This is a genomic window from Pantoea sp. X-Soil-TKNS-1207 (genome assembly GCF_059730485.1).
The window spans coordinates 1,227,581-1,244,383 of sequence record NZ_AP035958.1; the positions used below are offsets into that span (position 1 = coordinate 1,227,581).

At 54.6% G+C, this 16,803-nt stretch carries 12 protein-coding genes and 7 tRNA genes; 3 read left to right on the forward strand and 16 right to left on the reverse strand.

The window, feature by feature from the left end:
* Positions 1–2: 2 nt before the first annotated feature.
* From corC to miaB, 4 genes are all read right to left on the reverse strand, one after another.
* Positions 3–887, reverse strand: a complete 885-nt coding sequence (gene corC / locus AC6I8V_RS05610; RefSeq protein ID WP_497844916.1) for a CNNM family magnesium/cobalt transport protein CorC — start codon at positions 885–887, stop codon at positions 3–5.
* Between the two features lie 82 nt (positions 888–969).
* Complete coding sequence (gene ybeY / locus AC6I8V_RS05615) at positions 970–1,443, reverse strand: rRNA maturation RNase YbeY (protein ID WP_497844917.1); 474 nt, start codon at positions 1,441–1,443, stop codon at positions 970–972.
* Positions 1,440–2,513 carry a PhoH family protein gene (locus tag AC6I8V_RS05620; RefSeq protein WP_497844918.1) on the reverse strand — a complete coding sequence of 358 codons (1,074 nt, stop codon included), beginning with the start codon at positions 2,511–2,513 and terminating at the stop codon, positions 1,440–1,442. Before AC6I8V_RS05620 ends, ybeY begins: the two co-directional genes overlap by 4 nt.
* Before the next feature lie 207 nt (positions 2,514–2,720).
* Entirely contained in the window at positions 2,721–4,145 is a 1,425-nt protein-coding gene (miaB, locus tag AC6I8V_RS05625; RefSeq protein ID WP_497844919.1) for a tRNA (N6-isopentenyl adenosine(37)-C2)-methylthiotransferase MiaB, read from the reverse strand.
* Positions 4,146–4,306: 161 nt separating this feature from the next.
* Between miaB and ubiF the strand changes: the two genes are divergently transcribed.
* On the forward strand, positions 4,307–5,479 hold the full coding sequence (ubiF, locus tag AC6I8V_RS05630) for a 3-demethoxyubiquinol 3-hydroxylase (protein WP_497844920.1): 1,173 nt from the start codon (positions 4,307–4,309) through the stop codon (positions 5,477–5,479).
* Positions 5,480–5,570: 91 nt separating this feature from the next.
* On the opposite strand, the gene AC6I8V_RS05635 is transcribed toward ubiF, so the two are convergent.
* The 12 genes from AC6I8V_RS05635 to nagB form a co-directional block, all read right to left on the reverse strand.
* Positions 5,571–5,645, reverse strand: a tRNA-Gln gene (locus tag AC6I8V_RS05635).
* A gap of 28 nt (positions 5,646–5,673) precedes the next feature.
* A tRNA-Gln gene (locus tag AC6I8V_RS05640) sits at positions 5,674–5,748 on the reverse strand.
* Between the two features lie 6 nt (positions 5,749–5,754).
* Positions 5,755–5,831 (reverse strand) — tRNA-Met (locus AC6I8V_RS05645).
* Positions 5,832–5,864: 33 nt separating this feature from the next.
* A tRNA-Gln gene (locus AC6I8V_RS05650) sits at positions 5,865–5,939 on the reverse strand.
* 34 nt (positions 5,940–5,973) lie between these two features.
* Positions 5,974–6,048 (reverse strand) — tRNA-Gln (locus AC6I8V_RS05655).
* A 21-nt stretch (positions 6,049–6,069) separates the two neighbouring features.
* Positions 6,070–6,154 (reverse strand) — tRNA-Leu (locus AC6I8V_RS05660).
* Positions 6,155–6,161: 7 nt separating this feature from the next.
* Positions 6,162–6,238 (reverse strand) — tRNA-Met (locus AC6I8V_RS05665).
* A 216-nt stretch (positions 6,239–6,454) separates the two neighbouring features.
* Positions 6,455–8,122, reverse strand: coding sequence for an asparagine synthase B (asnB, locus tag AC6I8V_RS05670; RefSeq protein ID WP_497844921.1), 1,668 nt, complete (start codon positions 8,120–8,122; stop codon positions 6,455–6,457).
* 323 nt (positions 8,123–8,445) lie between these two features.
* Entirely contained in the window at positions 8,446–9,198 is a 753-nt protein-coding gene (locus tag AC6I8V_RS05675; RefSeq protein ID WP_497844922.1) for an HAD-IIA family hydrolase, read from the reverse strand.
* A 40-nt stretch (positions 9,199–9,238) separates the two neighbouring features.
* The gene (gene nagC / locus AC6I8V_RS05680) at positions 9,239–10,459 is read right to left on the reverse strand and encodes a DNA-binding transcriptional regulator NagC (protein ID WP_497844923.1); all 1,221 of its coding nucleotides are present in this window, start codon (positions 10,457–10,459) and stop codon (positions 9,239–9,241) included.
* Positions 10,460–10,466: 7 nt separating this feature from the next.
* Complete coding sequence (gene nagA / locus AC6I8V_RS05685) at positions 10,467–11,615, reverse strand: N-acetylglucosamine-6-phosphate deacetylase (RefSeq protein WP_497844924.1); 1,149 nt, start codon at positions 11,613–11,615, stop codon at positions 10,467–10,469.
* Between the two features lie 60 nt (positions 11,616–11,675).
* A complete protein-coding gene (gene nagB / locus AC6I8V_RS05690; protein ID WP_497844925.1) occupies positions 11,676–12,476 on the reverse strand; it encodes a glucosamine-6-phosphate deaminase in 801 nt (266 codons plus the stop codon).
* 341 nt (positions 12,477–12,817) lie between these two features.
* On the opposite strand from nagB, the gene nagE reads away from it, so the two are divergent.
* Complete coding sequence (gene nagE / locus AC6I8V_RS05695; RefSeq protein ID WP_497845774.1) at positions 12,818–14,851, forward strand: N-acetylglucosamine-specific PTS transporter subunit IIBC; 2,034 nt, start codon at positions 12,818–12,820, stop codon at positions 14,849–14,851.
* A 151-nt stretch (positions 14,852–15,002) separates the two neighbouring features.
* Positions 15,003–16,670 carry a glutamine--tRNA ligase gene (glnS, locus tag AC6I8V_RS05700; RefSeq protein ID WP_497844926.1) on the forward strand — a complete coding sequence of 556 codons (1,668 nt, stop codon included), beginning with the start codon at positions 15,003–15,005 and terminating at the stop codon, positions 16,668–16,670.
* Positions 16,671–16,803 lie beyond the last annotated feature (133 nt).

Here is a 16,803-nt window from a genome sequence, read left to right on the forward strand (position 1 = left end):
ACTTATTCTTCGTCATCCAGTTGGGGGAGCGGCGAGTCTTCCGGAATTTTTACATGCACCTGGATGATACGGCGACTGTCAGCCATGGCGACCTTGAATTGGTAACCATCAATTTCAATGCTTTCGCCGCGCGCGGGAAGGTGGCCGAATCCCTGCATCACCAGACCGCCAATGGTATCGACTTCGTCGTCGCTGAAGCCGGTGCCGAATACCTCATTGAAGTCTTCAATCTGCGTCAGCGCACGCACCGTATAGGTGTGGCGGTTTAACTGACGGATATCACGATCCTCTTCATCGTCATATTCGTCTTCAATCTCTCCGACAATCAGTTCGAGGATGTCTTCAATGGTCACCAGACCCGACACGCCGCCAAACTCATCAATCACAATCGCCATATGGTAGCGCTGTGAACGGAACTCTTTCAGCATACGGTCAACGCGCTTGCTTTCCGGCACCACCACGGCGGTGCGCAGCACTTTCTCGATGCTGAACGGCTCTGAGGCGCTGCTCATAAAGGGCAGCAAATCTTTGGCCATCAGAATGCCTTCAACATGATCTTTATCTTCGCTGATCACCGGGAAGCGTGAGTGGGCGGATTCGATAATCACCGCCAGGCACTCTTCAAGGCTCTGATTACGTTTCAGGGTAATCATTTGCGAGCGGGGGATCATGATGTCGCGGACGCGCTGTTCGGCAATATCCAGTACGCCTTCCAGCATGTCGCGCGTGTCCTGGTCAATCAGTTCTTTTTGCTCAGAATCGCGGATTAGCCCCAGCAGTTCATCACGGTTTTTAGGTTCGCCGTGGAACAGTTGGTTGATTAACAGGGAAAAAAATCCCTTTTTACTACTGGGTGCGTCGCTGTTTTGAGAATGGTCGTCGCTCATGGCGTTTTTATTTAGTTCTCTCGAATGAGGGAATGGAACTACCGGCTTCCAGGCCAGCAGCGGAAATACCTGAGCCAGAGGCTCAGGCGTCTTCTTTCTCCGAAATGTACGGATCAGGATAACCAAGAGCAAGCATTATCTCGGTCTCCAGTGCTTCCATCTCTTCGGCTTCTTCGTCTTCGATATGGTCATAACCCAGCAGATGCAGCGTGCCGTGAACCACCATGTGCGCCCAATGGGCCTCCACGGTTTTTCCTTGCTCAGCAGCCTCTTGCTCCACCACCTGACGGCAAATAATCAGGTCGCCAAGTAGCGGCAACTCGATGCCCGGCGGTGCTTCGAAGGGGAAGGAGAGCACGTTGGTCGGCTTGTCTTTGCCACGATAAGTCAGATTTAGCTCATGACTTTCCGCTTCATCCACCAGACGAATGGTGACTTCGCTCTCCGGCTGGAACGGCGTTACCGCCGCTTCCAGCCAGCGCTGAAATGCGGCTTCGTCGGGCAATCCCTGGCTACTGGCGCAGGCGAGTTGTAAATCAAGAATCACCGCGCTCATGAAGGCTCCTGCGGGCTGGGTTGGGAAGCAAGCTGTGTAGCCAGCGCTTCGCGTTTACGTTCTTCGGCCTGTTTGTCGCGGCGTTTCTGATCCGCTTCTTCCCAGGCTTCATAGGCGATAACGATACGCGCGACCACCGGATGGCGCACCACGTCTTCGCTGTGGAAGAAATTGAAGCTCAGCTCATCCACTTCCGACAGCACTTCAATCGCGTGGCGCAGGCCGGATTTGGTATGGCGTGGCAGGTCAATCTGCGTCACGTCACCGGTAATCACCGCTTTCGAGTTAAAACCAATACGCGTCAGGAACATCTTCATCTGTTCGATGGTGGTGTTCTGGCTCTCATCAAGGATGATAAAAGCGTCATTCAGCGTACGACCGCGCATATAGGCGAGGGGCGCAACTTCAATGACGTTGCGTTCCATCAGCTTTTCCACGCGCTCAAAGCCGAGCATCTCGAACAGCGCGTCGTACAGCGGGCGCAGATAAGGATCGACCTTCTGGCTGAGATCGCCCGGCAAGAAGCCAAGTTTTTCCCCGGCTTCCACCGCCGGACGCGTCAGCAGAATACGGCGAATTTCCTGGCGCTCCAGCGCATCGACTGCCGCCGCAACCGCCAGATAGGTTTTACCGGTACCGGCCGGGCCGATGCCGAAGGTGATGTCGTGATCGAGGATATTGGCGATGTACTGCGCCTGGTTCGGCGTACGCGGCTTAATAACGCCACGCTTGGTCTTGATGTTTACCGCCTTGCCGAATTCCGGCACGCTTTCGGCGGTTTGTTCCAGTACGCGACTCTCTTTGATCGCTAAATGGATCTGCTCCGGCTCGATATCCGGGATCTGGCCGCGTACCGGCGCCGTATCCACATACAGGGTGCGCAGAATATCTGCCGCCGCATTGACGCACAGGGCGCGGCCAACCAGCTTAAACTGGTTGTCACGACGATTGATTTCGATCCCCAAACGTCGTTCAAGCTGTTTCACATTGTCATCAAACGGACCGCACAGGCTGAGCAGTCGGCGGTTATCTACCGGTTCAAGGGCGATTTCACGAGTTTCGATATTCAAATGAATCCTTTGGGTCACTCAGGGCCAGTTGAAAAAATGTGTCCGACGCGTGGCAGCAAGCCTGACGCATCATTACGGAATTATTTATGGGGCAACGCCTGGGCGCAAGCTTCAGGGGAGATATTTGGGCAGCACCTGCAGAAACCAAGTGCTGCCTGAGGTAACAGGCGACAGCGTTTTGTGCGCTGTCGCTCAAAGGTCGGGGGTTCAAGGCTGGAAGGTACCCACGCCGATTTCGTTCTCTTTACGCGTACGCGCAATGACCGAAGCCGGACTTTCCACCACGCGCAGGCCCATTTCGGCTTCAGTACGCACCACTTTACCGCGCAGCGAGTTGGTATAAACATCGACGATTTCCACGTCAACGAACTTACCAATCATCGCCACGGAGCCTTCGAAGTTCACTACGCGGTTGTTGGCGGTACGGCCCGACAGCTCCATCACGTTTTTACGTGAGGTGCCTTCCACCAGAATACGCTGTACCGTGCCCAGCATACGGCGGCTAATCGCCATCGCCTGTTGGTTGATACGGTCCTGCAGGATGTACAGACGCTGTTTCTTCTCCTCTTCCGGCACATCGTCCGGCAGATCGGCCGCCGGGGTACCCGGACGCGCGGAGTAGATGAAGCTGAAGCTCATATCGAAATTGATATCACCAATCAGTTTCATGGTCTGTTCAAAATCCTGCTGGGTTTCGCCAGGGAAGCCGATGATGAAGTCCGAGCTGATCTCAATATCCGGGCGTGCTACGCGCAGCTTACGGATGATCGCTTTGTACTCCAGCGCGGTGTGTGCGCGTTTCATCAGCGTCAGGATACGGTCAGCGCCGCTCTGTACCGGCAGATGCAGGAAGCTCACCAGCTCCGGCGTATCACGATAAACATCAATGATGTCGTCGGTGAACTCAATCGGGTGGCTGGTGGTGAAACGAATGCGGTCGATACCGTCAATCGCCGCGACCAGGCGCAGCAGCTCGGCAAAAGTGCAGATGTCACCGTCAAAGGTTGCGCCGCGATAGGCGTTTACGTTCTGTCCCAGCAGGTTGACTTCACGGACACCCTGCGCCGCCAGTTGGGCGATCTCCAGCAGAATGTCGTCGCTCGGGCGGCTCACTTCTTCGCCACGGGTGTAAGGCACCACGCAGAAAGTACAGTATTTGTTGCAGCCTTCCATGATGGAGACAAACGCGGTGGGGCCTTCGGCGCGCGGTTCGGGCAGACGGTCGAATTTTTCGATTTCCGGGAAGCTGATGTCAACGATCGGGCTTTTGCTGCCGCGCACCGTGTTAATCATCTCCGGCAGGCGATGCAGCGTTTGCGGGCCAAACACGATATCAACGCAAGGCGCGCGCTGACGAATATGATCGCCTTCCTGGGAAGCCACGCAGCCGCCCACGCCAATGATCAGGTCGGGATTACGCTCTTTCAGCTTTTTCCAGCGTCCTAACTGATGGAAAACCTTCTCCTGCGCCTTCTCACGGATAGAGCAGGTGTTGAGCAGCAGAACATCCGCCTCATCAGCTTCCTCAGTCAGGGTGTAGCCGTGCGTGCTGTTCAGCAGGTCAGCCATCTTCGATGAATCGTACTCATTCATCTGACAGCCCCAGGTTTTGATATGCAGTTTTTTGGTCATCGAGCTAGCCATTAATTCAGTGCAGGTAAGTGCTGGGCGCGTATTGTAATGCTTTGATGCTGTTGTGACCAGTATAAGGGTAAGGGCTTTTCTGATCGTGATACGAATTTCCGGTACACTTCGCAGAATAAGCACGGCGTCAGGAAGAGGGATAACAGGCAATGCAGGATTCACAGTTTGATGTGGTGGTGATCGGCGGTGGCATGGTCGGAGCGGCACTGGCCTGCGGCCTTGCGCAGCAGCAGTTTCGCGTGGCGGTGGTGGAACGTGCCGAACCCGCGCCTTTTGATGCTGAGCGCGCGCCAGACGTGCGTATTTCGGCGATAGGCGCCTCCTCGGTGGCGCTACTGCAACAGCTTAACGTCTGGCCGCGAGTGCAGGCGATGCGCTGCGCGCCGTACCGCAAGCTGGAAACCTGGGAGTGGCAAACCGCCCATGTCACCTTCGATGCGGCCTCGCTCGGCCTGCCTGAGCTGGGCTACATGGTGGAAAACAGCGTGCTGCAACGCGCGCTGTGGGAAAAGATGCAGGAAGACGGGGTGACCTTATGTTGCCCGGCGAGTCTGGAGAATCTGTTGCCCCACAGCGGCGGCTGGCATGTGCAGCTGGATAACGGCACCACGCTCGATGCGCGGCTGGTGGTGGGGGCGGATGGCGCCAACTCACGCGTGCGGCAGCTGGCCGGTATTGGCGTGCATGGCTGGAACTACGCGCAATCCTGCATGTTAATCAGCGTGGAGTGCGAGCACGAAGTCGGTGATGCCACCTGGCAGCAATTTACGCCGGAAGGGCCGCGCGCCTTTCTGCCGTTGTTCGATCATCATGCCTCGCTGGTGTGGTATGACGCGCCGTCGCGTATTCGCCAGTTACAGAGTCTGCCCCTGCCGCAGCTGGAGAAGGAGATCCACGCTCATTTCCCGGCGCGTGTCGGACGTTTCCAGGTGAAAGCGGCGGCATCTTTCCCGCTGGTACGGCGTCATGCCACCCGCTATGTCACCGGTGGGCTGGCGCTGGTGGGGGATGCGGCGCATACCATCAACCCGCTGGCCGGGCAGGGGGTGAATCTCGGCTATCGTGATGTCGATGCGCTGCTGGATACGCTGGTGGAAGCGCGTCGTCAGGCCGAGTCGTGGTCATCGGCGGCGGTATTGCAGCGTTATCAGCGTCAGCGCCGCAGAGACAATCTGCTGATGCAGGGCGGGATGGATCTGTTTTACTTCGCCTTCAGCAATAAATTGCCGCCGTTACGCTTTGCCCGCAATCTCGGGCTGATCGCGGCGGAACATGCGGGGGCGTTAAAACGGAAGGTGTTGCGTTACGCCCTGGGGCTGTGATTGTAGGGAGCGCATTGATGCGCTCCTGGTCAGGCAAATAATCAAACGCAAAAACAACAAAGCCCGCAAAAGCGGGCTTTATTGTGCAATTTGGCTGGGGTGCAGGGATTCGAACCCCGGAATGCCGGAATCAGAATCCGGTGCCTTACCGCTTGGCGACACCCCAATAGGTGTTTAATCAAATTGTCTTTGTATGGCTGGGGTGCAGGGATTCGAACCCCGGAATGGTGGAATCAGAATCCACTGCCTTACCGCTTGGCGACACCCCAATAATATGGTGGCTACGACGGGAATCGAACCTGTGACCCCAGCATTATGAGTGCTGTGCTCTAACCAGCTGAGCTACGTAGCCAAATTGTACTTCTTACTGCTTAGCACCCGATGATGGCTGGGATACCTGGATTCGAACCAGGGAATGCCGGTATCAAAAACCGGTGCCTTACCGCTTGGCGATATCCCAATAGTCGACTCGTATCCACGAGAGTGCATCGGATTGGCTGGGGTACCTGGATTCGAACCAGGGAATGCCGGTATCAAAAACCGGTGCCTTACCGCTTGGCGATACCCCATCCGGCTGCCGAAGACTGAAATGGTGCGGGAGGCGAGACTTGAACTCGCACACCTTGCGGCGCCAGAACCTAAATCTGGTGCGTCTACCAATTTCGCCACTCCCGCAAAAAGATGGTGGCTACGACGGGAATCGAACCTGTGACCCCAGCATTATGAGTGCTGTGCTCTAACCAGCTGAGCTACGTAGCCATCTTTTTTCGCGTTACCTTCATCGGCGTTGCGGGGCGCATTATGCGTATTGAGCCTTTTAGCGTCAACAAATTTTTTACCGTTTTTTGCCTTAATGCACCTGTTTGTCTGGCTTGTAACCAGGCTGATGATTTATTCGGCAATTTTCGATCGAAACAAGTGCAATTGCAAAAAAAAGGGACCTTTTCAGGTCCCTTATTCACCACGGAAAAAACCTTATTTGTAGGCTGACTGATGCACACCGACCGCACGGCCTGATGGATCATCCATGGATTTAAACGCCTCATCCCACTCAATCGCTTTGGCGGAAGAACAGGCCACTGACGGACCGCCAGGCACACATTCGGCCGCGCTGGCGATCGGGAACAGCTCCTCAAAGATCTCACGGTACAGATACGCCTCTTTTGAGTTCGGCGTGTTGTACGGGAAACGGAAGTGGGCGGTCGCCAGCTGCTGATCGCTGACCTGTTGCGCCGCAACTTCTTTCAGCGTGTCGATCCAGCTGTAACCTACGCCGTCAGAGAACTGCTCTTTCTGACGCCAGGCCACGCTTTCCGGCAGATAAGAGGAGAAGCATTCGCGCAGGATGTGTTTTTCCATCTTGCCGTTGCTGCCACATAATTTATCTTCCGGGTTGATGCGCATCGCGACATCAAGGAATTTCTTGTCGAGGAACGGCACGCGCGCTTCCACGCCCCAGGCGGACATCGCTTTGTTGGCACGGGCGCAGTCATACATATGCAGGGCCAGCAGCTTACGTACGTTCTCCTCGTGGAACTCTTTGGCGTTCGGCGCTTTGTGGAAGTAGAGGTAGCCACCAAAGACTTCATCCGCACCTTCGCCTGACAGCACCATTTTGATGCCCATCGCTTTGATTTTACGCGACATCAGATACATCGGCGTGGAGGCGCGAATGGTGGTCACATCATAGGTTTCGATGTGGTAAATCACATCACGGATCGCATCCAGGCCTTCCTGCACGGTGAAGTGAATTTCATGGTGCACGGTGCCAAGATGTTCAGCGACAGATTTCGCCGCCTTGAGATCCGGTGAACCTTCCAGACCCACAGCGAAAGAGTGCAGCTGCGGCCACCAGGCGTCGCTCTTGTCATGATCTTCTACGCGTTTCGCCGCAAAGCGTTTGGTTACCGCAGAAATGATCGAGGAGTCCAGACCGCCAGACAGCAGCACACCGTAAGGTACGTCTGACATCAGGTGGCTTTTCACGGATTCTTCCAGTGCGTGTTTCAGGCCAGCCGCATCAGTGACGTTGTTCTCAACGCTTTTGTAATCCATCCAGTCACGCTGCCAGTAACGACGGATTTCGCCATCGGTGCTGGAGAGGTAGCTTCCCGGCGGGAATTCTTTGATGGAACGGCACACCGGCACCAGCGCTTTCATTTCTGAAGCGACATAGAAGTTGCCATGCTCATCGTTACCCATATACAGCGGGATGATGCCGATATGGTCACGACCAATCAGATATTGCTGCTTCACGCTGTCCCACAGAATGAAGGCGAACATGCCTTGCAGATCGTCAAGGAAATCAACGCCTTTTTCCTGATACAGCGCGAGGATGACTTCACAGTCAGAGCCGGTCTGGAACTGGTAGCGGTCGCTCAGTTCAGCACGCAGCGCCTGATGGTTGTAGATTTCACCGTTTACGGCCAGGACATGGGTGTGATCGGCGTTGTACAGCGGCTGTGCGCCGTTGTTGACGTCAACAATCGACAGGCGCTCATGCGCCAGAATGGCTTTGTCATCGGCGTAAACGCCTGACCAGTCCGGGCCGCGGTGGCGCATCAGACGGGAACATTCCAGCGCTTTCTTGCGCAGTTCAATTGGATCGGTTTTCAGATCCAGCACACCAAAAATCGAACACATAACTGACTCCTGATCTCACCCTGCGGGGATGTTATTTCTACGTTTGTCCGGCAGCATCGGCTGCGTGATGTATAAGAAAATGCGCTATTTGATGGTGGTAATGCAAGCAAATAAACGATTAGTTGAGAAAAAGAATGTTGGTGAGGCAATAAAATTGAATTTAATTCAATTAAATCGCAATTTTATTAGATGCCATCTAATGAATTCATATTTTCGCTGGTTTTGTGAGCGATACGGCACGAGGGGCAAACGCGCGGGGGACGGGGAAGGGGAGCAGCCCGGCTAAGCTCAGCGCTCAGACGGGCCATAAGTTGTGGTGATAATCAGAACAGGTCGATATCGGCAACGGACGGGTAGATCCAGTCCGGACGGAATGGCATGGCGTCAATATCGCTCAGGGTTGATACGCCAGACAGCACCAGCACGGTCTCCAGACCGGCCTGGAATCCTGCCAGGATATCGGTACGCAGATTATCGCCAACAATCACCGTCTCTTCTGAATGCGCCTGCATCTTATTCAGTGCCGCTCGCATAATGTAGGGGCTGGGCTTGCCGACATAGAACGGCTTGCGACCGGAAATTTTCTCAATCCCGGCGCACAGCGCACCGCAGGCAGGGACGAAATTACGCGCGTGGGTATCCGGGTTGGTGGCAATAAAGCGGGCGCCGTTGGCAACAAAAAACGCCGCCTTATGCATCATGTCCCAGTTGAAGGAGCGGGTTTCACCGACAATGACAAAATCAGGATTGATGTCAGTGATGGTGAAACCGGCTTTATATAGCTCATGGATCAGCGCACCTTCACCAATCACATAGGCTTTTTTGCCTTCCTGACGCCGCAGAAAATCCGCCGTGGCCATTGCCGAGGTGTAAAACACCGAATCCGGCACTTCAATCCCGGCAGAGGCGAAACGGTTCGCCAGATCCTGCGCGGTTTGCGATGGATAGTTGGTCAGCACCACCAGCGGCATCTTTTTTTCAAGGATGCGTTGCAGAAACTCGCGGGCGCCGGGAACGGCGGTATTGTCGTGCATCAACACACCGTCGATGTCACAGATTACGCTTTTGATAGTCATAGATTGCATCCGGTCTGGCCTGCCGCGTGGCAGGCATCGTTTACTCTTCCAGCAGATGTTGCAGCAGAATGCCGTTCAGCATCGCACGTTTCGCCAGCGCAAAAGCGCCGATAGCCGAACGATGATCCAGCTCTGAGCGTACCACTGGCAGATTTTTTCGAAACGCATTCAGTGCCTGGGTGTTGATACAGCTCTCAATCGCCGGAAATAACACCTTGTCTGCCTCGGTGATTTCACCGGCCAGCACCACTTTCTGCGGGTTAAACAGGTTAATAGCGATCGCAATGGCTTTACCGAGATAACGGCCCACATATTCAATCACCTCGCACGCCAGGGCATCGCCATGATTGGCGGCGCGGCAGATGTGCGTCATCTGGCAATCATTGAGCGTCAGCGTGCTCGGGTAGCCCTGATTAAGCAGATGGCGCACCCGGTTTTCAATCGCGCCATTGGCGGCGATGGTTTCCAGACAACCAAAGTTGCCGCAATGGCAGCGCTCGCCAAGCGGGTCCACCTGAATATGGCCGATCTCGCCTACGTTTCCGTTGCTGCCGAGAAAAATATGTCCATTGGCGATGATACCGGCGCCCGTACCACGATGCAGACGCACCAGAATGGAGTCTGCGCAGTCGCGACTTGCACCGAAGTAGTGCTCGGCAAGGGCCAGGCTGCGGATATCATGGCCAACAAAACTGGTCACGTTGAAACGTTTTTGCAGGCTGGCGACCAGCGGCCAGTGGCTGACGGCAATGTGCGGCATATAACGAATGATGCCGTTAATCGGATCCACCAGCCCCGGCAGAATCACCGCAATAGCGATCAGTTCATGAATTTTGCGTTGATGCGCCGCCATAAACCCGCTGATGGCGTTGAACAGCGCATTTTCCAGCGTTTCCTGAGTGCGCTCCGGCAGCGGATAGTCTTCCTGCGCCAGCGATTTACCACTGAGATCGAACAGCGTCAGCGTGGCATCGTTACGTCCGAGGCGCACGCCGATGGTATGAAAATGGCGGGTTTCTGTGATGATGGAGATGGCGCGGCGGCCGCCGGTGGACGCTTGCTGGTCCACCTCTTTTATCAGGCCGCGCTCAATCAACTGGCGGGTAATTTTGGTAACACTGGCGGGCGCAAGCTGGCTGACTTCGGCTATCTGGATGCGCGAAATAGGCCCTTGTTGATCAATCAACCGGTAAACGGCTGCACTATTGAGTTGCTTGACAAGATCGACATTTCCTATTTGAGTCTGGCCGCCAGTGGTCATTCAATGCTTACTCGCTGAGGACGTTGTCTCCATTGACGAACGTCTTAATGATTTGATAATCGCGGGTAAAGACCGTCAGGTTGGCGATTTTTCCTGCCTCGACCGTGCCTAACTGTTTCTCTACACCCATCGCCTTTGCCGGATAAAGCGTTGCCATGCGCAGGGCTTCATCGAGCGCAATGCCGCAATGTTCTACGCAATTCTGTACCGTTTCGATCATCGTGATAGCGGAACCACTTAAGGTACCGTGCTCATCCACACAAAGGCCATTGCGATAGTATATTGTTTTACCTGCAAAAATAAATTTATCAATCGACGCGCCAGCCGGTGCAGTGGCATCAGTAACCAGCACCAGTTTGTCGCCTTTGATTCGTTTTGCATTGCGCACGTTAGCGTAGTGGACATGTAAACCATCCGCAATGATGCCGCAGTATACATCAGGCGAATCGAACAGCGCACCGATCAGACCCGGTTCGCGTCCGGCGAAAGCAGGCATGGCATTATACAGATGGGTAGCAAAACTGACGCCAGCCGCAAAACCGGTTTTGGCTTCGTCATAGGTGGCGTTGGAGTGACCGGCAGAAACAATAATGCCGGCATCGCGCAACTGGCGAATAACCGCGCTGCCGGCATTTTCCGGCGCCAGCGTGACTTTGGTGATCACATCGGCGTTAGCGCAGAGAAAATCCACCAGTTCCGCATCGGGCAGGCGAATCAGCGCGGGATTATGGGTGCCTTTCTTCACCTTGTTCAGCCACGGACCTTCAAGGTGCAGGCCCAGCGCCTGATTCTGATGCTTCGCGAGGTAAGCGCGCATGGTTTCAATCGCGCGCTTCATCAGTTCGTCAGTGCTGGTGATCAGCGTCGGCAGGTAACTGGTGCAGCCCGATTTCTCGTTAGCGCGCTGCATGATTTCCAGCGTTTCCACGGTCAGCGCATTAATATCATCGTTAAATTGCACGCCGCCACAGCCGTTCAGCTGTAAATCGATAAAACCGGGAGCGATAAACGCACCAGCAACATCCTGTTGCGGCAGCGAGGGGTCCAGCGCCTCGCGCGGGCAGACGCGTTCAATCAGGCCATCTGCAATGACTACCGCGTGGTCATCCAGAATCTCATGACCGGTAAAAATCCGGCCGTTTACTAATGCGTACATCGTTTTTCTCTCCCGGCTAAGCCCGCTGCGCACGGGCAGCGGGATCTTTACAACGTGGTCTTACACACCTTTCATATTTTCCGCTTCCATTTCGCGGAAATATTTCACGGTTTTCACTTTCAGTTCCATGGTGGCGGGTTCGTCACATACCACGACAGATTTTGCATGCAGCTGCAGACAGCTGATGGTCCACATATGATTCACGTTGCCTTCAACGGCGGCCTGCAATGCCTGAGCTTTCACATGGCCAGTAACCAGAATCATTACTTCTTCGGCATCCAGCAAGGTGCCCACGCCGACGGTCAGGGCGTATTTAGGCACCTGATCCACATCGCCGTTAAAGAAACGGGAATTGGCGACGCGGGTGTCGTGCGTCAGCGTTTTGATGCGGGTACGGGATGCCAGCGAGGAGGCGGGTTCGTTAAAGGCAATGTGGCCATCGTTGCCCACGCCACCCATAAACAGATGGATTTTGCCCAGCGCGCGGATCTTCTCTTCGTATTGGCGACATTCTGCGTCAATATCTTCGGCATTGCCATTCAGAAGATTGATATTTTCCGGTTGAATATCAACGTGATCGAAAAAGTTGCGGTACATGAAACTATGGTAACTTTCCGGGTGCTCCTTCGGCAGGCCGACATATTCGTCCATGTTGAAGGTGACAACGTGTTTAAAGCTAACCTGGCCCGCTTTATGCATCTCGATCAGGTGCTTGTACGCTTCCAGCGGTGTACCACCGGTGGGCAGACCTAGCACGAAGGGACGATCTGGGCCAGGATTAAACGCGTTAATGCGGTTAACAATATGGCGTGCGGCCCATTTACCCACCTGGGTAGGTGTGGCTAAAGGGATCAGTCTCATGTCTTCACCTCAGTTAAAGATTGGAAATGTGGGGTCGCGATTTTCTCTACAGATTGTTCTTAAGCGTAATCCGTTTAAGCTCAACCATGAGGGGAAAAGTGCGTCCTGATATTTTTCATCATAAAATAAGTTTGTGGTGAAGGCTAGCAGATCGGGTAACGAAACGTCATTTTTGGTGATAAAAGTCACAGTTGTTGTGGTTTTAATTTGCGAGGCGAATTAATTTATCTTTACACTGCGCCTCGTGGTGAGTGTGTCATCAAGGTACCGGGTGCCGGGATAATAAAATCAACCCGCACTACGGCAAAACGCCAGTCTCATAGGGGGAGAAAAAGGTGAGTATTCTAGGATATCTGCAAAAGGTTGGCCGAGCGCTTATGGTGCCGGTAGCAACCCTGCCGGCAGCGGCAATATTGATGGGGGTAGGGTATTGGATCGATCCAGACAGCTGGGGGGCAGGTAACGCTCTGGCTGCGTTGTTGATCAAGTCCGGTTCCGCCATCATCGAACACATGTCGGTGCTGTTTGCCATCGGTGTGGCCTATGGCATGTCAAAAGATAAAGATGGCGCTGCTGCGCTGACCGGCTTCGTCGGTTTCCTCGTGGTGACGACGCTGTGTTCGCCAGCCGCCGTCGCCATGATTCAGAAAATACCGTTAGATCAGGTTCCTGCCGCTTTCGGTAAAATCGAAAACCAGTTTGTCGGCATTCTGGTGGGGATTATCTCCGCGGAAGTGTATAACCGCTTCAGCCATGTCGAGCTGCCAAAAGCGCTGTCGTTCTTTAGCGGCCGCCGACTGGTGCCGATCCTTGTCTCCTTCCTGATGATCGTCATCGCCTTTATCCTGATGTATATCTGGCCGGTGGTCTTCAACGGTCTGGTGGGCTTCGGTGAGGACATTCAGAAACTGGGTTCAGCCGGCGCGGGCATCTATGCCTTCTTTAACCGTCTGCTGATTCCGGTTGGTCTGCATCACGCGCTGAACTCGGTATTCTGGTTCGACGTTGCCGGTATCAACGATATTCCGAAATTCCTTGGCGGCGCACAGTCGATTGCCAATGGCAGCGGTATCCCAGGCATCACCGGTCGTTACCAGGCGGGCTTCTTCCCGATCATGATGTTCGGCCTGCCGGGTGCGGCGCTGGCGATTTATCATTGCGCCCGTCCGGAAAACCGCGCCAAAGTGGGCGGTATCATGCTGGCGGCAGCCTTTGCAGCCTTCTTCACCGGTATCACCGAACCGCTGGAATTCTCCTTTATGTTCGTGGCGCCGGTGCTGTATGTCATCCATGCGGCGCTGACCGGTCTCTCTGTCTTTATCGCCGCCAGTATGCACTGGATTGCCGGTTTCGGTTTCAGTGCCGGTCTGGTGGATATGGTGCTGTCGACGCGTAACCCGCTGGCGGTGCACTGGTGGATGCTGATCCCACAAGGTCTGGTGTTCTTCGCTATCTACTATGTGGTGTTCCGCTTCACCATCCAGAAATTTAACCTGATGACGCCGGGCCGTGAGCTGTCTGCGGATGATGAAACCGACGGCTATGACGTCAATGTCGATCACAGCGGCAGTGGCGAAAGCCAGACGGAATCTCTGGCGCGTCGCTATATTGGCGCTCTGGGCGGTTCTGAAAACCTGACTAACATTGATGCCTGTATTACGCGTCTGCGCCTTAACGTGAAGGACTCTTCACAGGTGAATGACAGCGTGGCGAAACGCCTCGGTGCCTCAGGTGTGATCCGTCTGAACAAGCAAAGCGTGCAGATCATCGTCGGTACCCAGGCGGAAAGCATCGCCACCGCGATGAAAAACGTGCTGACCAAAGGCCCGGTTGCTGCGACCTCCGCACCTGCCGCCGCGGCACCCGCAGCAGCAGCAGCGGCGCAACCGCAGGCCGTGCTCAACAGCGAAAAAGCCGTGATTGCAACGCTGCTGGCACCGGTTTCCGGTGAGGTGGTGGCGCTCGATGCGGTACCGGATGAAGCCTTCGCCAGCAAAGCGGTGGGCGATGGTCTGGCGATTAAGCCCACCGGTAAAACCGTGGTGGCGCCGATTGCCGGTACTATCGTGAAAATCTTCAACACCAACCATGCATTCTGCCTCGAAACCGCAAATGGCGTAGAGATTGTGGTGCATATGGGGCTGGATACCGTGGCGCTGGAAGGTAAAGGCTTTACGCGTCTGGTCGAAGAGGGCGCGACGGTGGCCGCAGGTCAGCCGGTGCTGGAGATGGATCTGGAGTTCCTCAACGCCAATGCGCGTTCGATGATCAGTCCGGTGGTGATCAGCAACAGCGATGATTTCTCCGGCCTTACTCTGCTGGCAAGTGGTTCAGTGGTGGCAGGCGAAACCCGTCTGTACGAGGTTAAAGGCTAAGTCCTTGTGATGTACCCGGAAGGCAGGAAGCAATTCCTGCCTTTTTTGTTTTAAAACGGCCAACAAACGGTTGTTTCCCTTCTGCGCTTTGTGGATCATACTCCGTTACTTCGTAGTACAAATCACCCGTATTGTATTTGAGGATTTTGAGATGAGTGAGGCTGAAGCCCGCCCAACGAACTTTATTCGTCAGATTATCGACGAAGATTTGGCGAGCGGTAAGCACAACAGCGTGCATACCCGTTTCCCGCCTGAGCCGAATGGTTACCTGCATATTGGTCATGCGAAATCGATCTGTCTGAACTTTGGTATCGCACAGGATTACCAGGGTCAGTGCAACCTGCGCTTCGACGACACCAACCCGGTGAAAGAAGATATGGAATTCGTCGAGTCCATTAAGCGCGATGTGCAATGGCTGGGCTTTGAATGGAGCGGAGACGTTTGTTACTCCTCAGACTATTTCGACCAGCTGTACAGCTACGCGGTTGAGCTGATCAATAAAGGCCTTGCCTATGTTGATGAGCTGACGCCGGAAGAGATCCGTGAATACCGTGGCACCCTGACCGCGCCGGGCAAAAACAGCCCGTATCGCGATCGCACGGTGGAAGAGAACCTCGCGCTGTTTGAAAAAATGCGTGACGGCGGTTTTGCCGAGGGGAAAGCCTGTCTGCGCGCCAAAATCGATATGGCCTCCAGCTTTATCGTGATGCGCGATCCGGTGCTGTACCGTATTAAGTTTGCCGAGCATCATCAGACCGGCAACAAATGGTGCATCTACCCGATGTACGATTTCACCCACTGCATTTCCGATGCGCTGGAAGGCATTACCCATTCGCTGTGTACGCTGGAGTTCCAGGACAACCGTCGTCTGTACGACTGGGTGCTGGACAACATCAGCATTCCGGTGCACCCGCGTCAGTACGAATTCTCGCGCCTGAATCTGGAATATGCCGTGATGTCGAAGCGTAAGCTGACGCAGCTGGTGAGCGAGAAGATCGTTGAAGGCTGGGATGACCCGCGTATGTTGACCGTTTCCGGTCTGCGTCGTCGTGGTTACAGCGCCGAATCGATCCGCGAATTCTGTCGCCGTATTGGTGTGACCAAACAGGACAACATCGTCGAGATGGCGTCGCTGGAGTCATGCATCCGTGACGATCTCAACGAGAATGCACCGCGTGCGATGGCAGTGCTTGATCCGCTGAAAGTGGTGATTGAGAACCTGCCAGCCGGTCATGAAGAGATCATCACCATGCCGAACCATCCGAACAAACCGGAAATGGGTACGCGTGATGTGCCGTTCAGCCGTGAAGTGTGGATCGATCGCGCGGATTTCCGTGAGGAAGCCAACAAGCAGTACAAACGTCTGGTGCTGGGCAAAGAAGTGCGTCTGCGTAACGCCTATGTGATTCGTGCTGAGCGCGTGGCGAAAGATGATGAAGGCAACATTACCTGCATCTACTGTACCTGCGATGTCGATACGCTGAGCAAAGATCCGGCAGATGGCCGTAAAGTGAAGGGCGTGATCCACTGGGTTTCTGCCATTCATGCGCTGCCGGCGGAATTCCGTCTGTACGATCGCCTGTTCAGCGTGGCGAATCCGGGTGCGGCTGAGGATTTCCTCACCACCATCAACCCGAATTCACTGGAAATCAAACAGGGCTTTGTCGAGCCGGGACTGCGCGATGCAGAAACGCAGGCGCCGTATCAGTTTGAGCGTGAAGGGTATTTTTGTGCAGACAGCGTGTACTCGCAGCCGTCTAAGCTGGTGTTTAACCGCACCGTAGGCTTGCGCGATACCTGGGCGAAAATCGGCGATTAATTCTTTTTGTCGTTTTCACCATATCATCATGTAAGGGCGAGCAATCGCCCTTTTTTATTGGCGATAAATCACGGCTGGCAACCATTTATGCTACGGCATAAAAAATGTGTTTGTTACCGGTATTTGCGACAAA